Genomic DNA, 25,551 nt, shown 5'->3' on the forward strand with positions numbered 1-25,551 from the left:
CTTCGCGAGCAGGCTCGCTCCCACAATGATCGGTGTAATCCTCATCATCCCTGAACAACACAAAACCCTGTGGGAGCTGGCTTGCCAGCGATGAGGCCCGCCCCTTCAACATTGATGTCGACTGACCCACCGCTATCGCTGGCAAGCCAGCTCCCACAGGGTCAGCAGTCGCTCGGAAGATTGAGGCAATAAAAAACCGCAGCCTGGCTGCGGTTTTTCAGGCTCAGTGGGTCCTCATCCCCGCTGCATACATCGCCAGTTTCAGCAGACTGGCGACAACCGCCAGCGACACCACGCTGCCCAGCCAGATCAGCAGCAACCAGCCCAGACGCTTGTACCAGCGGCTGTTCTTCACTTCTCGCGAATCAATGGTAGCCATCGCCAATCCTCACTTTGCCGCGGAATACGTAGTAGCTCCAGAAGGTGTACATCAGGATCACCGGCAGGATGAACAGTGCGCCGATCAGCGCGAACAACTGGCTCGACGGTGGTGACGCGGCGGCCCAGATGCTCACCGACGGCGGGATGATGTTCGGCCAGATGCTCAGCGCCAGGCCGATGTAACCGAGCAGCATCAGCACCAGCGTGAACACGAACGGCCAGTGCGTATGCCGCTGACGCAACGTGCGCAGCAGCCCGAACACCGCCAGCAAGGCCAACACCACCAACCCGGCAAACACCTGCAGATGCCCGTGCGTCGACCAACGTGTCGCCAGCTCTGGATGCAATTGCAGCGTCCACACGCCAATCACCAGCACCATCGCCATCAACAGCAAGGCCAGCGGTCGGGTGAACAGGCGCATCCGCGACTCAAGCATGCCTTCGGTCTTGACCAGCAACCACGTGCTGCCAAGCAACGCATAAGCCACCACCAGCCCCACGCCACACACCAGCGGAAACGGCGCCAACCAATCCAGACCGCCACCGGCAAATTGCCGATCGACCACCGGAATCCCGGACACATACGCACCAATCACCACGCCCTGGGAGAACGTCGCCAGCAGCGAACCACCGATAAACGCCTTGTCCCACCAATGGCGTTTTTGCGGCGAAGACTTGAAGCGAAACTCAAACGCCACGCCACGGAAAATCAAACCGCACAGCATCAGGATCAGCGGCAGGTACAGCGCTTCGAGAATCACCCCGTACGCCAGCGGAAACGCGCCATACAGCGCCGCGCCACCGAGCACCAGCCAGGTCTCGTTACCGTCCCACACCGGCGCGACGGTGTTCATCATCACATCGCGTTCCTGCTCATCCGGGATCAGCGGAAACAGGATCCCCAGGCCCAGATCGAAGCCGTCCATGATCACGTACATCATCACCCCGAAGGCAATGATCACTCCCCAGATCAACGAGAGATCGATACCTTGAATACCCATGACTCAATGCTCCTTCATAGGGGCGGTAGCCGCCGAAATCGGTCGACGCGGCGTCTGCAATTCATCGCCCGCAGGCGGATGTTCGTGATGCGGCTGCGGACCTTTTTTCACCAGTTTCATCATGTAGCCGATGCCCACGCTGAACACCGTGAAATAGATCACCACGAACAGCGCCAGCGACGTGCTCATCTGCGCCACCGAGTGATGCGATGCCGCGTCGTGAGTGCGCAACAAGCCATAAACCACCCACGGCTGACGCCCGACTTCCGTGGTAATCCAACCGGCCAGCAGCGCAATCAAGCCGCTCGGCCCCATCAACAACACCAGTCGCTGGAAGCCGCGATGCTGGTAAAGCTTGCCGCCCCGGCGCAACGCCAACCCCAGCAAACCAACGAGGATCATCAACATCCCCAACCCGGCCATGACGCGGAAGCTCCAGAAGATCACGGTCGAATTCGGCCGGTCCTCTTTCGGGAAGCTCTTCAGCGCCGGGATCTGCTTGTCGAGGCTGTGGGTGAGGATCAGGCTGCCGAGATAGGGAATTTCCAACGCATATTTGGTCTTCTCCGCGTCCATATCGGGGATGCCGAACAGCACCAGCGGCGTCGGGCCGTTGTCGGCGTTTTCCCAGTGGCCTTCGATGGCGGCGATCTTCGCCGGTTGATGTTCCAGCGTGTTCAAGCCATGGGCGTCACCGACCACCGCTTGAATCGGCGCAACGATCAGCGCCATCCATAAAGCCATGGAGAACATCTTGCGCACCGGCGCGGTGTTGTTGCCGCGCAGCAAATGCCAGGCAGCCGAGGCGCCGACGAAGAACGACGTCGCCACAAACGCGGCAATCGCCATGTGCGCCAGACGGAACGGGAACGACGGGTTGAACACAATCGCCAGCCAGTCCAGCGGCATCACCCGACCGTCGACAATTTCAAAGCCCTGCGGCGTCTGCATCCAGCTGTTGGACGCGAGAATCCAGAAGGTCGAAATCAACGTGCCGATTGCAACCATCACCGTAGCGAAGAAGTGCAAGCCACGGCCGACGCGGTTCCAGCCAAACAACATCACCCCAAGGAACCCGGCCTCAAGGAAGAATGCAGTCAGCACTTCATAGGTCAGCAACGGCCCGGTGATGCTCCCGGCAAAGTCCGAAAACCCGCTCCAGTTGGTGCCGAACTGGTACGCCATGACCAGTCCCGAAACCACGCCCATGCCAAAGTTGACCGCAAAGATCTTCGACCAGAAGTGGTAGAGATCGCGGTACGTGTCGTTATGGGTTTTCAGCCACAGGCCTTCGAGTACCGCGAGGAAACTCGCCAGGCCAATGGTGATCGCCGGGAAAATAATGTGGAACGAAACCGTGAACGCGAATTGAATTCGCGCCAGGTCCAGTGCCTCCGGATTGAACATGATGATGTCCTCATCAGGGCTGAAAAGCGGCAGCACGAACCCGGGCCACCGCCAGGCGCGAACGCCTGCAGCCAGTAAAATTGCCAGTGTTTTTATGAGTCGCGGGTTACGCCACCGACGACGGGATCAGGTTGCTGACCTTCGCGGCTTCGAGGCGGATCGCCACGAACTTGGAGGTCGGCGTATACGTCCGGTCGCCATAGCTTTCCAGCGGTACCAAAGGGTTAGTCTCCGGGTAATACGCCGCTGCCTGCCCTGCCGGAATGTCGTAGGCGATCAGGGTGAAACCGCTGACCCGACGCTCGCGCTCGTCATCCCACAGCGCCACCAGATCAACCTTCTGCCCCGGTTCGAAACCCAGGCGCTGGATGTCCTGCTCGTTGGCGAAGATCACATCACGCATGCCGTAAACCCCGCGATAACGGTCATCGAGGCCGTACAGCGTGGTGTTGTACTGATCGTGGGAACGCATGGTTTGCAGAATCAGGTGCGGTTTCACCGGCAAGTTGCGCACACCTTCGCTGATCAAGTGCTCGGGCAGCACGCACGGGGTGAACTGCGCCTTGCCGCTGACGGTGTTCCAGACCCGATCCGAGGCGTCGTTGCCGAGGTGAAAACCACCCGGAATCAGCAGTTTTTCATTAAAGTTTTCGAAGCCCGGAATCACGTCGGCAATCAGGTTGCGGATGCGCCCGTAGTCGCCCACCACCCATTCCCAATCGATCGGATGCTTGCCCAGGGTCGCGGCGGCGATCCCGGCAATGATCGCCGGCTCGGATTTCAACTGCGCCGACTTCGGTTTCAACTGACCGAACGACAAATGCACCATGCTGAACGTGTCTTCGACGGTCACGCCTTGCGGACCTTCAGCCTGGATGTCGATGTCGGTACGCCCGAGGCACGGCAGGATCAGCGCGTCGCGACCGGTGACCAGGTGGCTGCGGTTGAGCTTGGTGGCGATGTGCACGGTCAGGTCGAGTTTGCGAATCGCCGCGTGGGTGCGCGGGGTGTCCGGCGTGGCTTGGGCGAAGTTGCCGCCCAGACCGATAAACACCTTGGCTTCGCCACGCTCCATCGCACCGATCGCCATCACCGTGTTGTGCCCGTGCATGCGCGGCACGTCAAAGTTGAAGCGTTTTTCCAGCGCGTCCATCAGGTCTTTCGGCGCCAACTCGTTGATGCCCATGGTGCGGTCGCCCTGCACGTTACTGTGGCCACGAACCGGCGAGAGGCCGGCGCCCGGACGGCCGACGTTGCCGCGCAGCAGTTGCAGGTTGATGACTTCCTGCAAGGTCGCCACCGAGTGCACGTGTTGGGTCAGACCCATGGCCCAGCACATGATCACGCTTTTGGCACGGCCATACATGCGCGCGGCCAATTCGATGTCATGCAGCGGCACGCCGGACTGCTCGACGATGTGCTCCCAAGTGGTTGCATCGACTTCGGCCAGATAGCTGTCGAGGCCCGAGGTGTGCTCGGCAATGAAGGCATGATCGAACACCGGTTCGCCGCCAGTCGCCTGCGCTTCGCGCTCCCACTGCAGAAGAAATTTGACCATGCCGCGAATCATCGCCATGTCGCCACCCAGTGCCGGGCGGAAGTAGGCGGTGTTGGTCGCTTCCCAGCCGTTGCTGAGCATTTCCAGCGGGTTCTGCGGGTTCTGGAAACGCTCCAGGCCACGCTCTTTCAGCGGATTGATACACACCACTTGGGCGCCACGTTTCACCGCTTCACGCAGCGGTTCGAGCATGCGCGGGTGGTTGGTGCCAGGGTTCTGGCCGATGACGAAAATCGCGTCGGCGTGATGCAGGTCCTCGTAAACCACGGTGCCTTTGCCGACGCCGAGGGTCTCGTTCATGCTCACCGCACTGGCCTCGTGGCACATGTTCGAGCAGTCGGGGAAGTTGTTGGTGCCGAACGCGCGGACGAACAATTGATAGAGAAACGCCGCTTCATTGCTCGCGCGGCCCGAGGTGTAGAACTCGGCTTCGTGGGGCGATTTGAGGTTTTTCAGGTGATCAGCGATCAGCGCGAACGCGTCGTCCCAGCTGATTTCCACGTAGCGATCGACCCGCGCGTCGTAGCGCATCGGGTGGGTCAGGCGGCCCTGATATTCCAGCCAGTAGTCGCTCTGCTCGGCCAGACTCGACACCGTGTACTTGTTGAAGAATGCCGGGTCGACCAAACGCCCGGTCGCTTCCCAGTTCACCGCTTTCGCGCCGTTCTCGCAGAACTTCAACATACTCGCGCCGGGTGCTTCACCCCAGGCACAACCCGGGCAGTCAAAGCCGCCGTTCTGGTTGGTCTTGAGCATGGCGCGGATGTTTTTCAGGGCGTTTTCACTGCCCAGCCAGCTCTTGGTCAGGCTGATGACAGCGCCCCAACCGGCAGCGGCGCCTTTGTAGGGTTTGTAACGGTCGACTTGTGACATGGGACTCTCCATGACGATGCACACAGGCATGAACCTGATTCGGTTAAACAGCGACGGCCGACTTTCAAGGTTGAAAAGTGGTCGTTGGGTTTGCCGGGGCAAGGATATGAACCGTTACAAAACGTTGTCTAATCGCTATTAATGACCGCTTTATCGAAAGCCTCTATCACGGCTAAAAACCCTTTATTTACGGGGTCTTGCGAAACTAACGGAGCAACTTTCGGCGAAAAATAATTCATCATCGACGTGATCAATCACCCGTTCATTAACAGTGATTGGACGGCACTTAAAGTTAGCCATAACCTGCGCTGACCCAACCCCTTCAAGCGGGGTTTTCATTCCTGCGAGGCTGTCATGTCAGAGCGTGTCTTGATCGATGGTTACAACCGCCGCGTCGACTATCTGCGCATGTCGGTGACCGACCGCTGCGACTTCCGCTGCGTCTATTGCATGGCCGAAGACATGCAGTTTCTGCCACGGCAAAAAATCCTCACGCTGGAAGAGATCTATCAACTGGCGCAGAGCTTTGTGGCGCTCGGTACGCGCAAGATTCGCCTGACCGGTGGCGAGCCGCTGATCCGCCCGGGCGTGGTCAAGTTGTGCGAGCAGATCGCCGCCCTGCCCGGCCTGCGCGAGTTGTGCATGACCACCAACGGCTCGCAACTGGGCAAACTCGCCGCGCCGCTGTTCGACGCCGGGGTCAAACGCCTGAACATCAGCCTCGACAGCCTTGATCCGCAGCGCTTCAAACAGATGACCCGCACTGGCGATCTGGCGCAGGTGATCAACGGCATCGATGCTGCGCGCAAGGCCGGTTTTATCCGCACTAAACTCAATGTCGTGGTGATGCAGGGCCGCAACGATCAGGAGATCAACGATCTGGTCAGCTTCGCGATTGACCGGCAGCTTGACGTCTCTTTCATCGAAGAGATGCCGCTGGGGATCATCAGCGAGCACAGCCGTGCCGAGACGTTTTTCTCCAGTGCGCAGGTGCGCGAAAAGATTGCCGAGCGCTACACCCTGATCGACTCGGCGGAATCGACCCAAGGCCCGTCGCGCTACTGGCGGCTGGCCGAGGCGCCGGAGATTCGCCTGGGCTTTATCTCGCCGCACAGCCACAACTTTTGCGGCACCTGCAACCGCGTTCGCCTCACCGTTGAAGGCCGCCTGCTACTGTGTCTGGGTAACGAGCATTCGGTGGATCTGAAAGCGGTGCTGCGCGCCCACCCGGGGCAACCGCAGCGGCTGGAGAAAGCCATTGTCGAGGCGATGAAACTCAAGCCGTATCGGCACAATTTCGAAGTGAACGATGATGTTCAGGTCGTGCGCTTCATGAACATGACCGGCGGCTGATCCCGCCAGTTTCATCGGTTATCGGAACCGCACAGCATGATCATCAGACCCAAGGTCAACCAGTTCGCCATTCTCTTCACCCTCAAGGGTTCGATTGCCAAGCGCATCGCCCTGCGCACGTTGATGGTCACCCTGCTCGCTTCGGCTATCGTGCTGGTGGAAATCCTCCATCCGAGCAACTTCACCAAGGTCAACGCTACGCCGTTTACCTTGCTCGGTTTGTCGCTGTCGATCTTCATGAATTTTCGCAACAACGCCTGTTATGACCGCTGGTACGAGGCGCGCAAGGCCTGGGGCGAAGTGATCGTGCACATTCGCTCGGTGATTCGTGAAACCCATGTGATCCGTGAATCGGCTGAGCGCAAGCCGTTGCTGCTCAATCTGTGTGGTTTTGCTCATGCGCTGAATGCGCGGCTGCGCAAGGAAAGCGAAGCGGACGCCAGTAGCCAATGGATCATGCCGAAACCCGATCTGCAGACGCCGGATTACAGCGGGCGCATTTTGCAAACGGTCGGCCAGCAGTGTTCCGATCTGCATCAGAACGGTGAGCTGACTGAGTGGCGCTACATGCTATTGGCCAATCACCTGACCAGCCTGACCCAAGCGCAAGCGGTGTGCGAACGGATCAAAACCACGCCGCTGCCGTTTCCTTACACACTGTTGTTGCACCGCACGATCTACCTGTTTTGCATCCTGCTGCCGTTTGCCATGGCCGAGCCGCTGGGTTGGCTGACACCGTTGTTCACGGCGATTGTCAGCTATACGTTTTTTGGCCTGGATGCGATTGCCGATGAACTGGAAGACCCCTTCGGCCGCGACGAAAACGACCTGCCCACCGATGCACTGGTGCGCACCATCGAGCGCGACATCCTCGCCGAACTGGGCGCCGAAGTACCGCCGGCGCTGAAGCCGGTGGACTATGTGCTGAGCTGATCCTTATCTCCCCAGCTCCCACAGGTCCTGTGTACATCCTCAACATCAAGCATCACCACAAATCATTGTGGGAGCTGGCTTGCCAGCGATGAGGCCGTGTCAGCCAACGTCAATGTGACTGACATGTCGCCATCGCTGGCAAGCCAGCTCCCACAGGTCCTGTGTTCATCCTCAACATCAAGCATCACCACAAATCATTGTGGGAGCTGGCTTGCCGGCGATGAGGCCGTATCAGCCAACGTCAATGTGACTGACATGCCGCCATCGCTGGCAAGCCAGCTCCCACAGGTTCTGTTTACATCCTCAACATCAAGCATCACCACAAATCATTGTGGGAGCTGGCTTGCCAGCGATGAGGCCGTATCAGCCAACGTCAATGCCAACTGACCTGCCGCCATCGCTGGCAAGCCAGCTCCCACAGGTTCTGTTTACATCCTCAACATCAGCATCACCACAAATCATTGTGGGAGCTGGCTTGCCAGCGATGAGGCCGTATCAGCCAACGTCAATGCCAACTGACCTGCCGCCATCGCTGGCAAGCCAGCTCCCACAGGTTCTATTTACATCCTCAACATCAAGCATCACCACAAATCATTGTGGGAGCTGGCTTGCCAGCGATGAGGCCGTATCAGCCAACGTCAATGTGACTGACATGCCGCCATCGCTGGCAAGCCAGCTCCCACAGGTTCTGTTTACATCCTCAACATCAAGCATCACCACAAATCATTGTGGGAGCTGGCTTGCCAGCGATGAGGCCGTATCAGCCAACGTCAATGCCAACTGACCTGCCGCCATCGCTGGCAAGCCAGCTCCCACAGGTTCTGTTTACATCCTCAACATCAAGCATCACCACAAATCATTGTGGGAGCTGGCTTGCCGGCGATGAGGCCGTATCAGCCAACGTCAATGTGACTGACATGCCGCCATCGCTGGCAAGCCAGCTCCCACAGGTTCTGTTTACATCCTCAACATCAAGCATCACCACAAATCATTGTGGGAGCTGGCTTGCCAGCGATGAGGCCGTATCAGCCAACGTCAATGCCAACTGACCTGCCGCCATCGCTGGCAAGCCAGCTCCCACAGGTTCTGTTTACATCCTCAACATCAAGCATCACCACAAATCATTGTGGGAGCTGGCTTGCCAGCGATGAGGCCGTATCAGCCAACGTCAATGTGACTGACATGCCGCCATCGCTGGCAAGCCAGCTCCCACAGGTCCTGTGTACATCCTCAACATCAAGCATCACCACAAATCATTGTGGGAGCTGGCTTGCCAGCGATGAGGCCGTATCAGCCAACGTCAATGTGACTGACATGTCGCCATCGCTGGCAAGCCAGCTCCCACAGGTCCTGTGCACATCCTCAACATCAAACATCACCACAAATCATTGTGGGAGCTGGCTTGCCAGCGATGAGGCCGTATCAGCCAACGTCAATGCCAACTGACCTGCCGCCATCGCTGGCAAGCCAGCTCCCACAGGTTCTATTTACATCCTCAACATCAAGCATCACCACAAATCATTGTGGGAGCTGGCTTGCCAGCGATGAGGCCGTATCAGCCAACGTCAATGTGACTGACATGTCGCCATCGCTGGCAAGCCAGCTCCCACAGGTCCTGTGTACATCCTCAACATCAAGCATCACCTCCCACAGTTTGATTGGTGGTGAGGTCAGAACAGTTCGTTGAAGGGGATGAAGCGCAGCGGGTCGCCGAGGTTGTGCGTGCTGTTCTCGGGGATTTCCACCAGGCCGTCGGCCCAGGTTGCGCCGAGCAAGACGCCGGAGCTTTGATTCGGATAAAGCACCGCACGCCCCGCCTCCAGCTTCACCCGCAGGTATTCGCGACGGCTGCCAGCCTTGTGCCAATCGAAGCCCGCGCTGACCGTAAAACTCAGCGGCATGACATCTTCCACGCCTTGAATACGCAGCAGATACGGCCGCGCCAACAAGCCAAAGGTCACCAGCGCCGAGGTCGGATTACCCGGCAGGCCAATCACCGGCACCGTGCCGAAATGGCCCACGGTCAGCGGCTTGCCAGGCTTGATCGCCAGTTTCCACAACAGCGGTTTGCCGTTGTCGCGCAACACCTGTCCGAGGCAATCGGCATCGCCGGCAGACACCCCGCCCGTGGTCAGAATCAGATCAGCGCTCACTTGCAATTGCTCAAGCTTGAGCCGCGTCTGCGCCGGGCGATCCGGGAGGATGCCGGCGTCGATCACTTCGCAGCCCAGCTCACGCAACCAATGGCCGAGCAATACGCGGTTGCTGTTGTAGATGCTGCCGGGGCGCAACGGCTGGCCCGGCTCGACCAGTTCATCACCGGTCGACAGCAGCGCCACACGCGGGCGACGCACCACGTGCAGTTGCGCCAGCCCTTGCCCGGCAGCGACCGCCAGTTCGAACGGCCCAAGGCGCTTGCCAGCGCGCAGCAGGATGTCGCCGACGCGATTTTCCTGACCTTGCGCGCGGATGTTCTGCCCCGCTTTCAGCGGCTGCAAGAAACGCACGCGGCCGTCCTCCAGCACTTCGACGTTCTCCTGCATCTCGACACAGGTGGCGCCGGGCGGCAGTGGTGCGCCAGTAAAAATCCGTGCGCAGGTGCCGGGCAGCAACGTGTCCGGCGCCAGCCCGGCGTAAACCTTTTGCGAGACCCTCAACGGCTGACGGTGCAGATCGGCGAGATTGAGCGCGTAACCGTCCATGGCGCTGTTCGGCCACGGCGGCAGGTCGAGTGTCGCCACCAGATCACTGGCCAACACCCGCCCACGCGCATCGTCGAGCGCCAGCACTTCGCCGTCGGCCAGACGTTGCTCATTGGCCATGCCGAGCAATTGGTCGAGAGCGTCTTCGACCGGCATCAGCGGTGCTTTGCTCATCCGCGTGGCCCGCAGGCTTGCACGGCTTTCAGGTGCGGGACGAAGTTGCACGGGCGATGACGGTTATCCAATTGTTCGGCAAGAATGCCTTCCCACGCCGTGCGGCAGGCACCGGTCGAACCCGGCAGGCAGCACACCAGCGTGCCGTTGGACAGCCCGGCCAGCGCGCGGCTTTGCACGGTGGACGTGCCAATATCCAGAATCGAAATCGCCCGGAACAGTTCGCCGAAGCCGTCAATCTGCTTGTCAAACAAGCAGGCCACCGCTTCCGGCGTGCTGTCGCGACCGGTGAAACCAGTGCCGCCAGTGATCAGCACCACCTGAATGCCTTCGTCGGCGATCCAGTTCGCTACCTGAGCGCGGATTTTGTACAGATCATCCTTGAGCAGATTGCGCTCGCTCAACGTGTGCCCGGCCTCCAGCAAACGACTGACCAGCAACTGGCCGGACGTATCGCTGGCGTAATCGCGAGTATCGCTGACCGTCAATACGGCAATATTCAGGGGGACAAACAGGGCATCGGCTTTTGTGCTCATGGCAGTTCTCCGGCAGCAGTCAATCAACATTGCCGAGCAGCCTAAGTGCCACTTATGAGCACTGTCTAATCACTCTGGCCAACCACATTATCGACCGGCTCTATCGGTGCCTTTCACGTTGCTCAAGGCCAGTAAAACCGGGCCTGATAGAGCTGATCGATAGTCCCTTAAACACTTCCGATTGGACGAACAACCGTTCAGATGAGATCGTCGCACCCTGCGCTTTTCGTGCGTCTCGCGCATCCGCGTCAATACTCAATCAAAAAATTCCCATCGAGCAGGTGCCATCGTGGACATCAAACAACTCAAGTTCCTGATCGCGCTGGACGAAACCCGCCACTTCGGCCAGGCCGCCGCACGCTGCCACATCACCCAACCGACGTTGTCGATGCGCCTGCGTAATCTGGAGGACGAGCTGGATCTGGTGCTGGTCAACCGTGGTCAGCGCTTTGAAGGTTTCACCCAGGCCGGCGAACGCGTGCTGGCGTGGGCGCGCACCTTGCTCGCAGCGCATGACGGATTGTTCGCCGAAGCGGCGGCGTGTCGCGGACAACTGGTGGGCAGTTTGCGTCTGGGTCTGGTGCCGCTGAGCAGCTTCAACCCGGTCAATTACATTCAGGGTCTGTCCGGCACTTACCCGGAACTGAAATTCAGCCTGTCGTCGCTCAGTTCCGACGAGATCATCGCCGGGCTGGGCAACAATCAGCTTGATCTGGGCGTGTGCTATCTGGACCACGTCAACCCGAACTATTTCGAGTTTTTCGAGATCGGTGAAACCCGCGTCGGCCTGCTCTACGACAACCGGCATTTCCAGTTCGAAGGCTCGCAAATGAGCTGGGAAGACGCCGCCGAACTGCCGCTGGGGATGATCACCGCCGGCATGCATTACCGTAAATCCATCGATTTGAGCTTCCGCAGCCGTGGCCTCAGTCCGCAGCCGATCATGGAAAGCGATTCGACCTATCAGCTGTTGCAGGCGATTCACCAAGGCTTCTGCTGCGCAATCATGCCGCTGGACAGTGGCCTGGAAGAGCCGATCGAGCACCTGTCGTTCATGCAGTTGCCGGATGCCAGTGTGCTGGCGCCATTGGGCCTGGTGATGCGCAAGACCGAACCGCGTTCGGCGATTGCCGAGAAGTGTTTTGCCGAGGCGCGGAAGTTGTTTGGGGTTGAGGTTTCTGCCGAATAAGCGAGGGTGGATTTCCCGGCCCCATCGCTGGCAAGCCAGCTCCCACAGTTTCCGATGTGATCACAGTTTCTGTGCACGACACAGAAACCTGTGGGAGCTGGCTTGCCAGCGATGGGGCCTGATTGGCCAACACAAATTTCGGTTGATCGAGCAAAGCAATCACCACATCAGAACAAGCGATTGGACGCACTTTTAACGCCCCCGTAGCCTGAACACTCTTCAGCGCTTCGGGACTTTCAAGATGCTCTGCCACGTCGAAACCCTCACAGAATCCGCCACCGAGCCCAACGCCCCCGCCCCGCAACCGGCGCAGGTGGCGTTTCGCGAATACCTGCCCGACGCCACCATCACCCACGCCGCGCTAGCCTCGGAAATCGCCCTCGCCATCACCTACAACGGCCTCAGCCAAGCGGTGATGATGGTCTCGCCCGGCAACCTCGAAGACTTCATCCGTGGCTTCAGCCTGAGCAACGCCATCATCGACAGCGTCGACGAGATCTACGATATCCGCCTCACGCATTTCGATCAGGCCTGTCAGGCCGATGTGCAGATTTCCAGCCGGGCGTTCTGGGCCTTGAAGGATCACCGTCGGCAAATGACCGGCACCAGCGGTTGCGGCATCTGCGGCGTTGAAGCGCTGGAGCAGGCGCTGCCGCAACTGCAGATTCTGCAACCTTCACCGTTGCCGCCGGCAGAGCAATTCGACGGCATCCGCCAACGCATCGAAGCCGCGCAACAACTCGCCCGAAGCAGTGGCGCCCTGCACGCCGCGCTGTACTTTGACGCCAACGGTGAAGCGCTACTGTGCCGCGAAGACATCGGCCGCCACAACGCCCTCGACAAGCTGATCGGCGCGATGCAATTCGACGCCATCAATGCTGCTGAAGGCTTCGTCGTGGTGACCAGCCGTTGCAGTCTCGAACTGATCCACAAAGCCGTGCGCGCCCGCCTCGGCACCCTCGTCAGCCTGTCCGCGCCAACCGCTTTGACTGTGCGGTGGGCACTCAAGCACCGGCTTAATCTGATCCATGTGCCGCACCGCAACGCCCCGCGAATTTACAGCCCGATCCAGGAGCATTCCGCATGAGCCACACCCTCACCCACCTCGACGATCAGGGCCGCGCCAACATGGTCGACGTCAGCGACAAAGCTGCGACCCGCCGTGAAGCCACAGCACAAGCCTGGGTGCAGATGCGCCCGGAAACCTTGCAGATGATTCAGACCAACGGTCACCCGAAAGGCGATGTCTTCGCCGTGGCGCGGATCGCCGGGATTCAAGCGGCCAAGCGCACTCACGAACTGATCCCGCTGTGCCACGCGTTACTGCTCAGCTCGATTCACGTCGAGTTGAAGGCTTGCGAACCGGATCGCGTGCAGATCAACAGTACCTGCCGCCTGACCGGCCAGACCGGCGTCGAACTCGAAGCTCTGACCGCCGCCAGCGTCGCCGCGCTGACCATTTACGACATGTGCAAAGCGGTGGATCGGGCGATGGTTATCGGTGATATCCGCTTGCTGAGTAAACAGGGCGGACGCTCCGGCCACTTTCAATCGGAGGACGCGCGATGATCCTGATTAACTACTTCGCCAGCTACCGCGACCGGCTCAATCTGGGCGGTGAAAAAATCCCGCTGACCGAGGCTTTGGGCAGCGTTGAAGATGTCCGGCAAATGCTCATGCAGCGCGGCGGTCTGTGGCGCGAAGTGCTCGGTGCCGGGAATCTGATGTGCGCGGTGAATCAGGAACTGTGTCAGCCGAGCCAGGCGATTGAGGATTTCGATGAGATCGCGTTTTTTCCGCCAGTGACCGGGGGTTGATCGATGGCTATTCGAGTCCAGCACAAAAGCTTCGATGTCGGCCAGTTGACGGCTGATCTGCACGCGCGCAACCCACGAGTGGGTGCAGTGGTGAATTTCATTGGTTATGTGCGTGATCTGAACATTGGCCAGAGCGTGAATGAGCTGTTTCTTGAGCACTATCCGGGCATGACCGAAAAGGCTCTTGAGCAGATCGCCGCAGAGGCTCGCGAGCGCTGGCCGCTGTTGGGGGTGGAGATTGTGCATCGGGTTGGCGCGTTGTCGGTGAGTGAGCCGATCGTGTTTGTCGGGGTCAGCAGCAAGCACCGGCACATGGCGTTTGAAGCCTGCGCGTTCATCATGGACGTGCTCAAGACCCGTGCGCCGTTCTGGAAGCGTGAGACTACGCCTGTGGGTGCGTATTGGGTGGAGGCGCGGGAGAGTGACCGGAATGCGGCTCTGCGCTGGAGTCTGGCGCATGCCTGAAAAGCAAAAGCCCCTCACCCTAGCCCTCCCGAAACGTCGGACCGCCCCGAGGGAGAGGGGACTGATTGGGGGATATTGCAGAAGTACGCCGACGTGAAGGAGTTGTGGTGAATCCATGACCGACCAAACCTTTCAAGGTCGATGTGAAACGCAAATTACCTCGGTACGCTATCTCTCCCTGAGTAGCTGGCCGGCCGCTCGCCCTCAGGCGTCTGGCTGATGACCCAATCCATAATCGACTCGATCTTTCAGGTCGACGGATAGCACCAGACACCTCGGTCGGCCCCCTCTCCCTCTGGGAGAGGGCTGGGGTGAGGGTTGAAAGTCTGATTAGATAGCAACTCCGCCAGTATTCAACCCGGAGTCTCGCTTGAGCACAGCGCCGAACAACCTGCCCCGCCCCGACCCCGTCACCCTGCGCCAGGCCTGGCGCTTTTGGCTGAAACTCGGCTGCATCGGTTTCGGCGGGCCGGCCGGGCAGATCGCGATCATGCATCAGGAGTTGGTCGAACGTCGGCGCTGGATCTCCGAAAAGCGTTTTCTGCACGCGCTCAACTACTGCATGTTGCTGCCCGGCCCCGAGGCTCAGCAATTGGCGACGTACATCGGCTGGCTGCTGCATCGCACCTGGGGCGGAGTCATCGCCGGTGCGCTGTTTGTGCTGCCGTCGTTGTTCATTCTGATCGCGTTGTCCTGGCTGTACATAGCCTTCGGTGACGTGCCAGCGGTGGCCGGGGTGTTTTACGGGATCAAACCGGCGATCACCGCGATTGTCCTGCACGCCGCGCATCGCATCGGCTCGCGTGCATTGAAGAATGCCTGGCTGTGGGCGATTGCCGGGGCGTCGTTCGTGGCGATTTTCGCCTTCAACGTGCCCTTCCCCTTGATCGTCCTCGGGGCCGCGCTGATCGGCTATCTGGGCGGGCGATTCGCACCGCAACGGTTCAGCAACGCGGGTGCGCGCAACAGCGAGAAATCCTTCGGCCCGGCGTTGATCGACGACGACACGCCGGCGCCCGAACACGCCCGTTTCAGCCTGACGAAGTTGCTGCGGCTGGCGTCGGTTGGTGCGGTGCTCTGGTGTTTGCCCATGGCGTTATTAACCGCGCTGTTTGGCTGGGACGGCACGTTCACGCAAATGGCCTGGTTCTTCACCAAAGCCGCGCTGCTTACCTTCGGTGGCGCCTACGCGGTGCTGCCTTACGTCTATCAGGGCGCTGTCGGGCATTACGGCTGGTTGACGCCGACGCAGATGATCGACGGCCTCGCGCTCGGTGAAACCACCCCGGGACCGCTGATCATGGTGGTGGCGTTTGTCGGTTTCGTCGGTGCCTACGTGCAACCGGCGTTCGGCCCCGAACATGCCGTTGCCGCCGGGGCGCTGGCGGCAACGCTGGTGACCTGGTTCACCTTCCTGCCCTCGTTTCTGTTCATCCTCGCCGGCGGGCCGTTGGTGGAATCGACGCACAACGAACTGAAGTTCACCGCACCGCTGACGGCAATCACTGCAGCCGTCGTCGGGGTGATTGTGAATCTGGCGTGTTTCTTCGCCTATCACGTGTTGTGGCCGAACGGTTTTGCCGGGGCGCTGGATGTGTTTTCTCTGATGCTGGCAGTTGCGGCAGCATTGGCTTTGTTCGTTTTCAAGCGCGGCGTGATCAGTGTGTTGATCGTTTGCGCCCTCGCCGGGCTGGGCTTTCACCTGATGCGCTGAACCCTGGCTTGCGAATCTCCCGTTTACACGCCCGCGAATTCCCCCTTACTATCCGGGCACACCGGTCGGCGGGTCAGCCCGCCACCGACGTTTTCCGCCAACGGAAACACGCGTTATGAGTACGTCACCACAACAAGCAGAATCGTTGAACGTCTCTACCCTGCGCGCCCTCTCTAACAGGGGCGGCGTATGAATCGTATCGTCAATCTCCCCATGGCCCTGCGCCGTTCCAAGCTGCGTCACTCCGCACGCCCGCCGGATATCTCTCTGCCTGTCTGATCGCGTCCGTTGAAGAACCGCGACAGCCCCCCCTGCTTCTTGATATCCCTGCCAGGACAGCCACGCCTATTGCTGCGTCGTGTCCGGCCCGAATCTGCGCGCCTGTGCGGCGCCATCGTGAGTGATTGATTATGAAATTCGCAGCCATCGAAGACGCCCGCCTGTTCCTTGAACAGAACCCCGATATCGACATGATCGAGTTGTTCATCCTCGATGCCAACGGCGTGCCGCGCGGCAAGCTGTTGCACCGTGAAGAACTGCTCGCCGTATACGAAAGCGGCCGGCCGCTGCCGAGCACTATTCTCGGTCTGACCGTGCAGGGGGAAGACGTCGAGAACTCCGGACTGGTCTGGGACGTCGGCGATATCGACTGCCGCGCCTACCCGCTGGAAGGCAGTCTGGTGCGCCTGCCGTGGCGGCAAATTCCGACCGCCGCCGTGCAGGTCAGCATGCACCCGACCGAGGGCATGCCCGCCAGCATCGCCGACCCTCGCCACTTGCTGATCAAGGTGATCGACGGCCTCAAGGCCGAGGGTTATTACCCGGTGATGGCCTGCGAACTGGAGTTTTATCTGCTCGACGCCAAACGCGATCACAACGGCCGCCCGCAACCGGCACTGGACGCTGACGGTGGTCGACCGCGGCACACCCAGGTTTATGGTTTGCGTGAACTGGAGCAGATCGAACCGTTCCTCGCCGACCTCTACAGCGCCTGCAAACTACACGGTATTCCGGCACGCACGGCGATCTCCGAATACGCGCCGGGTCAGGTCGAAATCACCCTTGAACATGGCGATGCGCTGGAGGCGATGGATCAGGCCGTGCGCTACAAACGTCTGGTCAAAGCCATCGCCCACAAGCACGGCATGCAGGCGACGTTCATGGCCAAGCCGTTCGATGATTTGGCCGGCACCGGCATGCATATGCACGTGAGTCTGGCCGATGGCGAGGGACGTAACCTCTTTGCCTCGGAAGACCCGGCCGGCACCCCGCTGCTGCGCACGGCGATTGGCGGCATGCTCGCTTCCTTGCTCGATTCGTTGCTGCTGTTCTGCCCGAACGCCAACTCCTACCGGCGCTTTCAGGCCAACAGCTACGCACCGCTGGCGCCGACCTGGGGCGTCGACAACCGCACCGTGAGCCTGCGCGTTCCGGGCGGCCCGGCCAACACCCGGCACATCGAACACCGCATCTGCGGCGCCGATGCCAACCCGTATCTGGCCGCAGCGGCGATCCTTGCCGGAATTCATCGCGGCATTCGTGAAGACCTTGATCCGGGTGCCCCGGTTGAAGGCAATGGTTATGCGCAAGCGAAGGAGTTGCTGCCGACGGATTGGCTGACGTCGTTGCAGGCGCTGGAAAATTCGGTGTGGGCGCGGGATGCCTTGGGGCAGGAATTTCTCGGGGTGTATCTGGCGGTGAAACGTGCCGAGTACCGGCAGTTCATGGCCGAGGTGGGTGAGCAGGATTGGCGGTGGTATCTCACCGAGGCTTAACCATTGGACATAGATCCTGTGGGAGCTGGCTTGCCAGCGATGAGGCCAGCACATTCACCTTCTGTGGTGATTGACACTCCGCCATCGCTGGCAAGCCAGCTCCCACAGGGGATTGCATTCCGACACCCGAATTCTGTGTGGACTTTTAAAATGACCGAACGCTGCAATTCCTACTACACCGCCACCCTCAACCAGGACACCGACTACCCGACCCTGCAAGGCCGGCACACTGTCGACGTGGTAATCATCGGCGGCGGTTTCACTGGCGTCGCCACCGCTGTCGAACTGGCTGAAAAAGGCCTGAAAGTCGCCATCGTCGAAAGCCACAAGATCGGCTGGGGCGCTACCGGGCGCAATGGCGGCCAAGTCACCGGCAGCCTTTCCGGCGACGGCGCGATGCGCAAACAGATGCGTCCGAAACTCGGCGATGACGTCGATGATTTCATCTGGCATCTGCGCTGGCGCGGGCATGAAATCATCCAGCAACGCGTCGAGAAGTACGGCATTCAATGCGATCTCAAACACGGCCATTTGCACGCGGCGTACAAGCCCAGTCACATGACCGACCTGCGCAAGGATTATGAAGAAGCCGTACGGCGCGGATTAGGTGATGAAGTCAGCCTGCTCGACCGCAGCCAGGTGCGTGACCTGCTGCAAAGCGACCTCTACCACGGCGCAATCAAGAATACCCGCAATATGCATCTGCACCCGCTCAACCTGTGCATCGGTGAAGCGCGGGCGGCGGAAAGTCTTGGGGCGCTGATCTTTGAAAATAGCGAAGTGCTGGAGATCATTCACGGCGCTTCGCCGGGCGTACGCACGGCTCACGGCCAGATCGACGCCAAGCAGGTGATGCTCGCCGGCGACGTCTATCACAAGCTCGAACCGGGGCAGCTCAAGGGCAAGATTTTCCCGGCCATGGGCGGCATCGTTACCACCGCACCGCTGGGCGATCTGGCAAAACAGATCAACCCCGAAGACCTCGCGGTGTACGACTGCCGCTTCGTCCTCGACTACTACCGCCTCACCGCCGACGGCCGCTTGTTGTTCGGTGGTGGTGCCAACTACAGCGGCAAGGATTCACGCGACATCGCCGCCGAACTGCGGCCGTGCATCGAGCAAACCTTCCCGGCGCTCAAAGGTGTGCAGATCGATTACCAGTGGAGTTGCGCGATGGGCATCGTGATCAACCGCATCCCGCAACTTGGCAAGCTCTCGGACAACGTCTGGTATTGCCAGGGTTACTCGGGGCACGGAATCGCGACGACGCACATCATGGGTGAAATCATGAGCCGCGCGATCACCGGGCAGATGGAGCAGTTCGATACGTTTGCCGCGTGTCAGCACATTCGGGTGCCGATGGGGGATTTGTTGGGCAATCCGTTGTTGGCGGCGGGGATGTGGTATTACCAGATGCTCGAAAAGTTGCGGTGATTGCACTGGCCCTATCGCTGGCAAGCCAGCTCCCACAGGATTTAGTGGTGTACAGGGATTTCGTATACGCCACGGAAACTGTGGGAGCTGGCTTGCCAGCGATGAGGCCATCAGCTTCATCACAAAACCTCAATCCGGCAACTGCTCGACCACAATCCCCAACCGCCGGTAATCCTCGACACTCCCCGACGCCACATGCCGTTCGGTAATCAGCGTATGCAGGCGCGTACACGGCGCCACCACAAACGGCTCCACCGCCCCCAACTTGTCCGCCGTGGTCACCGCAATCACCCGCGCGGCGCCATCGAGCATCGCCTGCTTCACCGGCACTTCATCAAAATGCAGCGAAGTAATCCCCACCGCCGGATGAATCGCACACACGCCGGTAATCGCCAGATCTGCCCTGATCCCGGCCAGCAACCGCAGCGCCTCATGTCCACCCGCCGCCATCGTTCGCGGGTTCAACTGGCCGCCGGCGAGAATCACTTTCACAGCCTTGAATTCAGACAAGGCAATCGCCGTCATCGGCGAAGCGGTCACCGCCGTGATGCTGATATCGGCACGCAACGAGCGCGCCACCTGCAGCGTCGTCGAGCCGGAATCGAACAGCACAATCTGCCCGTCTTCAATCTCCTGCGCCGCCCGCTGCGCCAGGCGGATTTTCACCTCATCCGTCTCGTCCAGCCGCGTGAAGTAATCCTTGCCGGAGTCCTTTGGACGCGGCAGCGCCCCGCCGTGTACGCGTTGCACCAGCCCGGCGTTGTCCAGTTCAGCGAGGTCGCGGCGGATGGTGTCTTCGGAGACTGCGAAGTGCTGGCTCAACTCGGACGCCATGACTTTGCCGTCGCGTTCGAGGAGCAAAAGGATTTTCTGTCGACGCAGGGACGGCAGTTCAGCCGCGGAATGATCGTGCATGGTTATGCCTGTTTATGCTTGTAGTTGCAGGTTTTGCGAGAGTAGCGAAAGGCTCCAACAAACACAAACCGACGGGGTATCAATTGTTTCGATCATTGGAATCAACAAGGCGAATTTTTTCTTTGCTTTCAACCTGTTCAGAATGGCCGCACTTCTAAAAGGCTCAGGATGAACAGCTCATGAATCTCAATTTCGCGTTCGCGTGCATGATCGTCGTGTCGTTTGCAATTGCCCTGGGTCACGCCTAAGGCCTCAGACCGAAGCCAGCAATTGCTCGCGCAGCCATTTGTGCGCCGGATCGCGGTGCGAACGTTCGCCCCAGAACATCGCCATCTCGTAACCCGGCACCTCCAGCGGCGCGTCGACCACTTGCAACGCCGGGTTGCCGCGCACCAGACGTGACGGCAGCATCGCCACCAGATCGGTGCTGGCCAGCACCGACATCGCCATCAGAAAGTGCGGCACCGACAACACCACTTTTCTCATCAGCCCGACATCAGCCAACGCCCGGTCGGTCACCCCGAAAAAGCCCCCGCCCTCGCGCGACAACATCACGTGTTCCAACGCGCAGAACTGTTTGCGACTCGGTGCACGCGTCAAACCTGGATGCCCGACTCTACCGGCGAGCACATAACGCTCGGTGAACAGCGGACGTCGATGTAGCTCCGGCGGCGCGTCTTCGCTGATGTGCAGCGCCAGATCGAAGACGCCCTGCTCGGCCTGTTTGACCAAATGCGCCGGGGTCAGATCGATCACCGCCAGCCGCGTGCCCGGCGCCAGTTCGCGCAAACTGCTCAGCGCCGGCAACACCACCGTCGACTCGCCGTAATCGGTCGCGGCGATCTTCCAGGTGTGGGTCGCCAGCGCCGGGTCGAACGCGCTGGCCGGCGCCACCGCCCTCTCCAACGCCTCCAATGCCTCGCGCAACGGTTCACGCAATTCATCGGCGCGTGCCGTCGGGCGCATGCCGCGCGGCCCGGGCAACAGCAGCGGATCACCAAAGATGTCGCGCAACTTGGCCAGATGCACACTCACCGAAGGTTGCGACAGGTTCAGGCGCTGCGCGGCGCGAGTGACGTTGTGCTCCGACAGCAGCACATCAAGGGTCAGCAGCAGATTGATATCCAGCCGTCTCAAATTATTCATGGCTATACCAGACATATCAGACATTCATTTCCAATATACCGATTGAACGCCGATCCTGCAGTCACTCAGCTAACGGAGCTTCAACATGAACGTCTTACTCGTCTACGCACACCCGGAACCGACGTCCCTCAATGGCTCGCTGCGCGACTTCAGCGTCCAGCGCCTGCAAGCCGCCGGCCACACCGTGCAGGTCTCCGACCTCTACGCGATGAACTGGAAAGCCACCCTCGACGCCGACGACGCCCCAGAGCGCGATGCGACGAAACCGTTCCATGCTTCGCTCGACTCGAAAGTCGCTTACGCAGCAGGCACTCAGGCTGCCGACATCGCGCGTGAGCAGGAGAAACTGCTGTGGGCCGATGCGCTGATTCTGCAATTTCCGCTGTGGTGGTTCACCATGCCGGCCATTCTCAAAGGCTGGGTTGATCGGGTGTACGCCTACGGTTTTGCCTACGGTGTTGGCGAGCATTCCGACAGTCGTTGGGGCGAGCGTTATGGCGAAGGGAAAATGAAAGGCAAACGGGCGATGTTGATGGTCACCACTGGTGGCTGGGAATCACACTATGCGCCGCGCGGGATCAACGGGCCGATTGATGATTTGCTGTTTCCGATTCAACACGGGATTTTGTACTACCCCGGTTTTGACGTGGTGCCGCCGTTTGTGGTGTATCGGACTAGCCGGATGGATGCGGCGCGGTATGCCGAGACTTGTGATGAATTGGGGCGGCGGCTGGATGAGTTGTGGAGTGCAAGGCCGATTGAGTTTCGGCAGCAGAATGCGGGGGAGTATGAGATTCCGGAGTTGACATTGAAAAGCGATATCGCGCCGGATAGCGAAGGCTTCGACGCACACATTCGCTAGCGCCGCATCAACCACGTAGAGCAAAAGCCCCTCACCCTAACCCTCTCCCAGAGGGAGAGGGGACTGACCGAGTTGTTTTTTCGAGCTACGCCGACCTGATATCTCGAGTTGAACTCAGCTTTTGAAAGACACCGAGATCGGCTCCCTTTCCCCCTCGCCCCCCCTGGGGGAGAGGGCTGGGGTGAGGGGGTTGGATCTAACTGACACGCCGCATCATGCTGGCATCAGTGGCTCGAGTCATGTTTCCTCACGCGCCCGCCGCACCTGCACCAACAACGCCGGCGCAAAATGCAGCAACACCATCCGGCTCAAATGATGAGTCAGGATAAACACCACATTCAGCCCACCACCAAACGCGACAATCGCAATCGTCTCTATCGCCCCCGGCATGTACGCCAGCCACAGTGACAGCGGATCACTGCCCAACCAGCGCGCCGCGACTTCAGCAAACACGGCCGCAACCACAATCATCAAACCAACCGAGACCAACGCCGTGCGGCCATGTCGTCCCAGCTCCGCGACGCCAAGGCCTTGAAACCTTGAACCGATCCGCACACCGAGAATCAGCGCCGCGAGATTCAAACTCCAGTCCGGCATGTGAAAACCGTGCAGCCATCCCGCTTTCACAAACACCGCCGTGATGATGATCGCGGTGAGCATGAACGGCGCCGGGACACCGATCACCAGCAGCAAACGCCCGAGCAGCACGCTCAATGCGATGACCGAAAAGGCAGTCAGCGCCATGCCTGTCGTCAAAGGATCACCGTCGGCAACCGCCACCGCAGCGGCTTGACCGGGAATCAAGAAACTCACCAACACCGTGATGATCAGCAAGCGCGTCAGATGCACGATGATGACCTTGCTCGACGCCTTTTCCGACTCGAGTAAATCGAATACTGCTGCCAGCGCACCGGGATAAACCGCCAACAGCGCATCGGTGCGATTCCAGCCCGCGCCGCGCGTCAGCCACCATCCGGCGAGCGCGATTTGCACGGTCAGGCAAATCAGTAACACACCAAGGCTCGGCAACATCGTTGACGCCGTCTCACTGTCCCACGCTTCGAACATCAGCCCGGTGGCGATGCCCAGCGTGACCTGGATGTAACCCAGTCCATAAGGTGTTGCCGGGGCGATACCGGTTTTACTGGCAAACAATGCGGTAACGACAATCGAGCCCAACAACAAACCATGGGGCACGCCTTCAAACTGCAACAGCGCGCCGAAACCAGCGGCAATCAACAAACACAGAATGGATTTCATAGTCGCCTTCCTGGCTATTTACCTGACACACCACAACCCCGATCGCGGCCCGAGCCTTCGGCAGCTCCTACAGGGAATGTATTCGTTTTCAGCCGCGCAACCGTCCAATCGCCCGCCGATATTTCTCGACCCGTTCCAGATCCTCCCAACTCGGCGAGGCAATCCGCGACAGGTCGCTGTTCTCTTCCAGATCCGCCAGCTTCACCACCCGACCGATCGGGTTCTGTGCGGCGCGGTCGACGAAGTCTTCATAGGATTCGCCCGGCACTTTGGTCACCGACTCAATCGCCGTCAGCACCTCTTCGCTGAAACCTTCATTACGCAAGTCATCAAGGCTGACACCGCAATCCTCAACCACGTCATGCAGCACGGCAACGATGCGTTCTTCCAGCGTGCTCATCCGTAACATGACTTTCAGCGGATGCAGAATGTACGGCGCACCGCCCTTGTCGACCTGCCCGGCGTGGGCCGTGGCGGCGATGGCGATAGCGCGTTCGAGGGTCTGGGTCATGGGAGTCTCCGTGGGTTAAACGCCGTAGCGGCCGCCGACGTGGATGTTGCGTTTGAGCCAGTTGCCGATCGCTTTAAGCCGCCCGGTTGGCTTCGTTGGCTCGGAATGACGCTGAAGTATCAGCGACACCAATGTGGCCTGATCGGCTTTTGGATGGGCATCGATCAACTCGGCAACCCACGCGCAATCAGCCTTTTTCAGATGCTCGCGCCACTCTCCAGGCCAGGCATCCAGCTCATCCAGCGCCAACCACCGGGCACCGCCATGCTCCATATGCCCGCCGGACATCGACTGCTCGAAGCAGAAAGGCGTGGATGGCTTTTCAGGGTCAATGTGAAACAGGTAGATGTCGTGAAATGGATGTTGTGAGGGGAGCGCATTGTTGCGGCTGCCGATTTCGATCATGGGCAATATTCCAATCCTTGGGCGCTGATGTTTCCGATTGTTTCGCAGTGTACGCGACTGGAGCAAATCAAAAACCCGATGGAACCTCCCTCCTCCACGCCGCCTCGAAACTTTAAAGCGCCAAAAGCCTCGATCAAACACGGCGCTCTTGAAGAGGAAACCCCGATGAACATTCGCTTCCTGCTTCTGCTCGCCACCTTCGCCATCATCCCCACCTGCGTCATGGCCGAAGGCTGCGACGTGCAGACCCAATCCTCCAGTGCCTCGGTGCCCGCCGTAGAAACCCACAGTTGCTATGAATATGAAGGCATGCCCGTCAGCTCCATCGACTGGTCGTGCAGCAACGAAAGCAAAGACATGCTCAACAGCAAAAAAACCAAGGTCGAACACTGCGCCGATCACTACCAGGCCACGTGCATCGCCACCATAACCCAGGAATCCCTGGCCAACCCGCATTCCACCAGCAAGGACAAAAACGCCAAAGCGCTGAACATCCCCGACAACGCGCAAGTAACCACGTATTACTACGACGTGGAGCATTTGGCTCAGGCGCGGATTGATTGTGAGAATGGTGGGGGGCATTGGAAAACGAAGTAATCGATTAATCCCAGTATTGTCGATACACAAAGAAAAGCCCGGCTCCAAAGACCGGGCTTTTTAGTGCGCGATATCCATTAACCGCCGCCGCTACCGCCACTGCTGCTACCGGTGGTCTGCCCGGCACCACTGGGTTTGGTGGCTGAAGGCACAGGACCACTATCAGTCTTGCCGCTGTCGCCACCTTTAGGCAGCGAATTGGCATCGGGATCGGCATTGGTGGCGGGGGACGCCGGGTCGCGAGTCTGGCTAGTGCCGTCGTTCGCTGTCGGGGTGGACGTTTCGCCGGCCGCGATCGCATAAAGCGAACTGCCGGACAGCAACGCCGCGAGGGTAAACACCGCGATTTTATGGTTCAGCATGGTGGCTCTTCCTTTGCTGGGTGAGTTACAGCATTGGAAGAAGGTGTGCGGCGAACGTGCGGTGTGTCGGACGAATGGTTATCGCCCGAAAGGCTCGCGCCATTTCGATGTTTGAAAACTTCGCAGGAAAATACCCCATGTGGCGAGGGAGCTTGCTCCCGCCGGAATACGAAGCGTTCTT

At 59.7% G+C, this 25,551-nt stretch carries 25 protein-coding genes; 13 read left to right on the forward strand and 12 right to left on the reverse strand.

Annotation, left to right across the window (positions count from 1 at the left end; all coding sequences use genetic code 11):
• Positions 1 to 223 precede the first annotated feature (223 nt).
• From RMV17_RS17525 to RMV17_RS17540, 4 genes are all read right to left on the reverse strand, one after another.
• Positions 224 to 379: a DUF2474 domain-containing protein gene (locus tag RMV17_RS17525; RefSeq protein WP_080762077.1), complete on the reverse strand. Its 156-nt coding sequence runs from the start codon at positions 377 to 379 to the stop codon at positions 224 to 226.
• Complete coding sequence (cydB, locus tag RMV17_RS17530; protein ID WP_034155561.1) at positions 366 to 1,382, reverse strand: cytochrome d ubiquinol oxidase subunit II; 1,017 nt, start codon at positions 1,380 to 1,382, stop codon at positions 366 to 368. The genes RMV17_RS17525 and cydB overlap by 14 nt, the downstream gene beginning before the upstream one ends.
• Positions 1,383 to 1,385: 3 nt before the next feature.
• Positions 1,386 to 2,789 carry a cytochrome ubiquinol oxidase subunit I gene (locus RMV17_RS17535; protein WP_311881436.1) on the reverse strand — a complete coding sequence of 468 codons (1,404 nt, stop codon included), beginning with the start codon at positions 2,787 to 2,789 and terminating at the stop codon, positions 1,386 to 1,388.
• A 106-nt stretch (positions 2,790 to 2,895) separates the two neighbouring features.
• The gene (locus RMV17_RS17540; protein WP_311881437.1) at positions 2,896 to 5,220 is read right to left on the reverse strand and encodes an FdhF/YdeP family oxidoreductase; all 2,325 of its coding nucleotides are present in this window, start codon (positions 5,218 to 5,220) and stop codon (positions 2,896 to 2,898) included.
• Between the two features lie 354 nt (positions 5,221 to 5,574).
• Between RMV17_RS17540 and moaA the strand changes: the two genes are divergently transcribed.
• From moaA to RMV17_RS17555, 3 genes are all read left to right on the forward strand, one after another.
• Positions 5,575 to 6,573, forward strand: a complete 999-nt coding sequence (moaA, locus tag RMV17_RS17545; RefSeq protein ID WP_311881438.1) for a GTP 3',8-cyclase MoaA — start codon at positions 5,575 to 5,577, stop codon at positions 6,571 to 6,573.
• A 36-nt stretch (positions 6,574 to 6,609) separates the two neighbouring features.
• On the forward strand, positions 6,610 to 7,506 hold the full coding sequence (locus RMV17_RS17550) for a bestrophin family protein (RefSeq protein WP_311881439.1): 897 nt from the start codon (positions 6,610 to 6,612) through the stop codon (positions 7,504 to 7,506).
• 96 nt (positions 7,507 to 7,602) lie between these two features.
• Positions 7,603 to 7,893, forward strand: a complete 291-nt coding sequence (locus RMV17_RS17555) for a hypothetical protein (RefSeq protein ID WP_146177963.1) — start codon at positions 7,603 to 7,605, stop codon at positions 7,891 to 7,893.
• Positions 7,894 to 9,176: 1,283 nt separating this feature from the next.
• Here RMV17_RS17555 and glp read toward each other — a convergent pair.
• Both glp and moaB read right to left on the reverse strand, forming a co-directional pair.
• The gene (glp, locus tag RMV17_RS17560; RefSeq protein ID WP_311881441.1) at positions 9,177 to 10,382 is read right to left on the reverse strand and encodes a gephyrin-like molybdotransferase Glp; all 1,206 of its coding nucleotides are present in this window, start codon (positions 10,380 to 10,382) and stop codon (positions 9,177 to 9,179) included.
• On the reverse strand, positions 10,379 to 10,918 hold the full coding sequence (gene moaB, locus RMV17_RS17565) for a molybdenum cofactor biosynthesis protein B (RefSeq protein ID WP_311881443.1): 540 nt from the start codon (positions 10,916 to 10,918) through the stop codon (positions 10,379 to 10,381). The genes glp and moaB overlap by 4 nt, the downstream gene beginning before the upstream one ends.
• Before the next feature lie 289 nt (positions 10,919 to 11,207).
• Between moaB and RMV17_RS17570 the strand changes: the two genes are divergently transcribed.
• From RMV17_RS17570 to RMV17_RS17605, 8 genes are all read left to right on the forward strand, one after another.
• A complete protein-coding gene (locus RMV17_RS17570; RefSeq protein WP_034155555.1) occupies positions 11,208 to 12,107 on the forward strand; it encodes a LysR family transcriptional regulator in 900 nt (299 codons plus the stop codon).
• A gap of 241 nt (positions 12,108 to 12,348) precedes the next feature.
• On the forward strand, positions 12,349 to 13,194 hold the full coding sequence (gene fdhD, locus RMV17_RS17575; protein WP_311881444.1) for a formate dehydrogenase accessory sulfurtransferase FdhD: 846 nt from the start codon (positions 12,349 to 12,351) through the stop codon (positions 13,192 to 13,194).
• Positions 13,191 to 13,676: a cyclic pyranopterin monophosphate synthase MoaC gene (gene moaC / locus RMV17_RS17580; RefSeq protein WP_311881445.1), complete on the forward strand. Its 486-nt coding sequence runs from the start codon at positions 13,191 to 13,193 to the stop codon at positions 13,674 to 13,676. The genes fdhD and moaC overlap by 4 nt, the downstream gene beginning before the upstream one ends.
• Positions 13,673 to 13,924: a MoaD/ThiS family protein gene (locus RMV17_RS17585; RefSeq protein WP_311881446.1), complete on the forward strand. Its 252-nt coding sequence runs from the start codon at positions 13,673 to 13,675 to the stop codon at positions 13,922 to 13,924. Before moaC ends, RMV17_RS17585 begins: the two co-directional genes overlap by 4 nt.
• Positions 13,925 to 13,927: 3 nt before the next feature.
• The gene (gene moaE, locus RMV17_RS17590; RefSeq protein ID WP_311881447.1) at positions 13,928 to 14,389 is read left to right on the forward strand and encodes a molybdopterin synthase catalytic subunit MoaE; all 462 of its coding nucleotides are present in this window, start codon (positions 13,928 to 13,930) and stop codon (positions 14,387 to 14,389) included.
• A 370-nt stretch (positions 14,390 to 14,759) separates the two neighbouring features.
• Positions 14,760 to 16,103, forward strand: a complete 1,344-nt coding sequence (gene chrA / locus RMV17_RS17595) for a chromate efflux transporter (RefSeq protein ID WP_311881448.1) — start codon at positions 14,760 to 14,762, stop codon at positions 16,101 to 16,103.
• A gap of 410 nt (positions 16,104 to 16,513) precedes the next feature.
• Entirely contained in the window at positions 16,514 to 17,878 is a 1,365-nt protein-coding gene (locus RMV17_RS17600) for a glutamine synthetase family protein (protein WP_311881449.1), read from the forward strand.
• Positions 17,879 to 18,028: 150 nt separating this feature from the next.
• Complete coding sequence (locus RMV17_RS17605; protein WP_311881451.1) at positions 18,029 to 19,312, forward strand: FAD-binding oxidoreductase; 1,284 nt, start codon at positions 18,029 to 18,031, stop codon at positions 19,310 to 19,312.
• 129 nt (positions 19,313 to 19,441) lie between these two features.
• Here the strand turns inward: RMV17_RS17605 and RMV17_RS17610 are convergent, their stop codons facing one another.
• Together RMV17_RS17610 and RMV17_RS17615 are read right to left on the reverse strand one after the other, a co-directional pair.
• Positions 19,442 to 20,227 carry a DeoR/GlpR family DNA-binding transcription regulator gene (locus tag RMV17_RS17610; RefSeq protein ID WP_311881453.1) on the reverse strand — a complete coding sequence of 262 codons (786 nt, stop codon included), beginning with the start codon at positions 20,225 to 20,227 and terminating at the stop codon, positions 19,442 to 19,444.
• A 252-nt stretch (positions 20,228 to 20,479) separates the two neighbouring features.
• The gene (locus RMV17_RS17615) at positions 20,480 to 21,373 is read right to left on the reverse strand and encodes a LysR family transcriptional regulator (protein ID WP_311881454.1); all 894 of its coding nucleotides are present in this window, start codon (positions 21,371 to 21,373) and stop codon (positions 20,480 to 20,482) included.
• 85 nt (positions 21,374 to 21,458) lie between these two features.
• On the opposite strand from RMV17_RS17615, the gene RMV17_RS17620 reads away from it, so the two are divergent.
• Complete coding sequence (locus tag RMV17_RS17620) at positions 21,459 to 22,235, forward strand: NAD(P)H-dependent oxidoreductase (RefSeq protein WP_311881455.1); 777 nt, start codon at positions 21,459 to 21,461, stop codon at positions 22,233 to 22,235.
• A 237-nt stretch (positions 22,236 to 22,472) separates the two neighbouring features.
• Here the strand turns inward: RMV17_RS17620 and RMV17_RS17625 are convergent, their stop codons facing one another.
• The 3 genes from RMV17_RS17625 to RMV17_RS17635 all read right to left on the reverse strand — a co-directional run bounded on the left by RMV17_RS17625 (position 22,473) and on the right by RMV17_RS17635 (position 24,411).
• Positions 22,473 to 23,495, reverse strand: a complete 1,023-nt coding sequence (locus tag RMV17_RS17625; protein WP_311881456.1) for an AbrB family transcriptional regulator — start codon at positions 23,493 to 23,495, stop codon at positions 22,473 to 22,475.
• 88 nt (positions 23,496 to 23,583) lie between these two features.
• Positions 23,584 to 24,006 (reverse strand): HD domain-containing protein, encoded by a 423-nt coding sequence (locus RMV17_RS17630; RefSeq protein WP_108226923.1) that lies wholly within the window; start codon positions 24,004 to 24,006, stop codon positions 23,584 to 23,586.
• A 15-nt stretch (positions 24,007 to 24,021) separates the two neighbouring features.
• The gene (locus RMV17_RS17635) at positions 24,022 to 24,411 is read right to left on the reverse strand and encodes a hypothetical protein (RefSeq protein ID WP_034155541.1); all 390 of its coding nucleotides are present in this window, start codon (positions 24,409 to 24,411) and stop codon (positions 24,022 to 24,024) included.
• Positions 24,412 to 24,576: 165 nt separating this feature from the next.
• Here RMV17_RS17635 and RMV17_RS17640 point away from each other — a divergent pair, with 165 nt between their 5' ends.
• On the forward strand, positions 24,577 to 25,008 hold the full coding sequence (locus RMV17_RS17640; protein WP_311881457.1) for a hypothetical protein: 432 nt from the start codon (positions 24,577 to 24,579) through the stop codon (positions 25,006 to 25,008).
• Between the two features lie 77 nt (positions 25,009 to 25,085).
• Here RMV17_RS17640 and RMV17_RS17645 read toward each other — a convergent pair whose 3' ends face one another.
• Complete coding sequence (locus RMV17_RS17645; protein ID WP_108226925.1) at positions 25,086 to 25,370, reverse strand: hypothetical protein; 285 nt, start codon at positions 25,368 to 25,370, stop codon at positions 25,086 to 25,088.
• Positions 25,371 to 25,551 lie beyond the last annotated feature (181 nt).

This window comes from Pseudomonas sp. VD-NE ins (assembly GCF_031882575.1).
Taxonomy (GTDB): Bacteria; Pseudomonadota; Gammaproteobacteria; order Pseudomonadales; family Pseudomonadaceae; genus Aquipseudomonas; species Aquipseudomonas fluorescens_BZ.

What these genes read in the sequence shown, in the direction of transcription:
- RMV17_RS17525 (WP_080762077.1), bottom strand. Translation starts at nt 379, where the DNA reads ATGGCTACCATTGATTCGCGAGAAGTGAAGAACAGCCGCTGGTACAAG.
- cydB (WP_034155561.1), bottom strand. Translation starts at nt 1,382, where the DNA reads ATGGGTATTCAAGGTATCGATCTCTCGTTGATCTGGGGAGTGATCATT.
- RMV17_RS17535 (WP_311881436.1), bottom strand. Translation starts at nt 2,789, where the DNA reads ATGTTCAATCCGGAGGCACTGGACCTGGCGCGAATTCAATTCGCGTTC.
- RMV17_RS17540 (WP_311881437.1), bottom strand. Translation starts at nt 5,220, where the DNA reads ATGTCACAAGTCGACCGTTACAAACCCTACAAAGGCGCCGCTGCCGGT.
- moaA (WP_311881438.1), top strand. Translation starts at nt 5,575, where the DNA reads ATGTCAGAGCGTGTCTTGATCGATGGTTACAACCGCCGCGTCGACTAT.
- RMV17_RS17550 (WP_311881439.1), top strand. Translation starts at nt 6,610, where the DNA reads ATGATCATCAGACCCAAGGTCAACCAGTTCGCCATTCTCTTCACCCTC.
- glp (WP_311881441.1), bottom strand. Translation starts at nt 10,382, where the DNA reads ATGAGCAAAGCACCGCTGATGCCGGTCGAAGACGCTCTCGACCAATTG.
- moaB (WP_311881443.1), bottom strand. Translation starts at nt 10,918, where the DNA reads ATGAGCACAAAAGCCGATGCCCTGTTTGTCCCCCTGAATATTGCCGTA.
- fdhD (WP_311881444.1), top strand. Translation starts at nt 12,349, where the DNA reads ATGCTCTGCCACGTCGAAACCCTCACAGAATCCGCCACCGAGCCCAAC.
- moaC (WP_311881445.1), top strand. Translation starts at nt 13,191, where the DNA reads ATGAGCCACACCCTCACCCACCTCGACGATCAGGGCCGCGCCAACATG.
- RMV17_RS17585 (WP_311881446.1), top strand. Translation starts at nt 13,673, where the DNA reads ATGATCCTGATTAACTACTTCGCCAGCTACCGCGACCGGCTCAATCTG.
- moaE (WP_311881447.1), top strand. Translation starts at nt 13,928, where the DNA reads ATGGCTATTCGAGTCCAGCACAAAAGCTTCGATGTCGGCCAGTTGACG.
- RMV17_RS17600 (WP_311881449.1), top strand. Translation starts at nt 16,514, where the DNA reads ATGAAATTCGCAGCCATCGAAGACGCCCGCCTGTTCCTTGAACAGAAC.
- RMV17_RS17605 (WP_311881451.1), top strand. Translation starts at nt 18,029, where the DNA reads ATGACCGAACGCTGCAATTCCTACTACACCGCCACCCTCAACCAGGAC.
- RMV17_RS17610 (WP_311881453.1), bottom strand. Translation starts at nt 20,227, where the DNA reads ATGCACGATCATTCCGCGGCTGAACTGCCGTCCCTGCGTCGACAGAAA.
- RMV17_RS17615 (WP_311881454.1), bottom strand. Translation starts at nt 21,373, where the DNA reads ATGAATAATTTGAGACGGCTGGATATCAATCTGCTGCTGACCCTTGAT.
- RMV17_RS17620 (WP_311881455.1), top strand. Translation starts at nt 21,459, where the DNA reads ATGAACGTCTTACTCGTCTACGCACACCCGGAACCGACGTCCCTCAAT.
- RMV17_RS17625 (WP_311881456.1), bottom strand. Translation starts at nt 23,495, where the DNA reads ATGAAATCCATTCTGTGTTTGTTGATTGCCGCTGGTTTCGGCGCGCTG.
- RMV17_RS17630 (WP_108226923.1), bottom strand. Translation starts at nt 24,006, where the DNA reads ATGACCCAGACCCTCGAACGCGCTATCGCCATCGCCGCCACGGCCCAC.
- RMV17_RS17635 (WP_034155541.1), bottom strand. Translation starts at nt 24,411, where the DNA reads ATGATCGAAATCGGCAGCCGCAACAATGCGCTCCCCTCACAACATCCA.
- RMV17_RS17640 (WP_311881457.1), top strand. Translation starts at nt 24,577, where the DNA reads ATGAACATTCGCTTCCTGCTTCTGCTCGCCACCTTCGCCATCATCCCC.
- RMV17_RS17645 (WP_108226925.1), bottom strand. Translation starts at nt 25,370, where the DNA reads ATGCTGAACCATAAAATCGCGGTGTTTACCCTCGCGGCGTTGCTGTCC.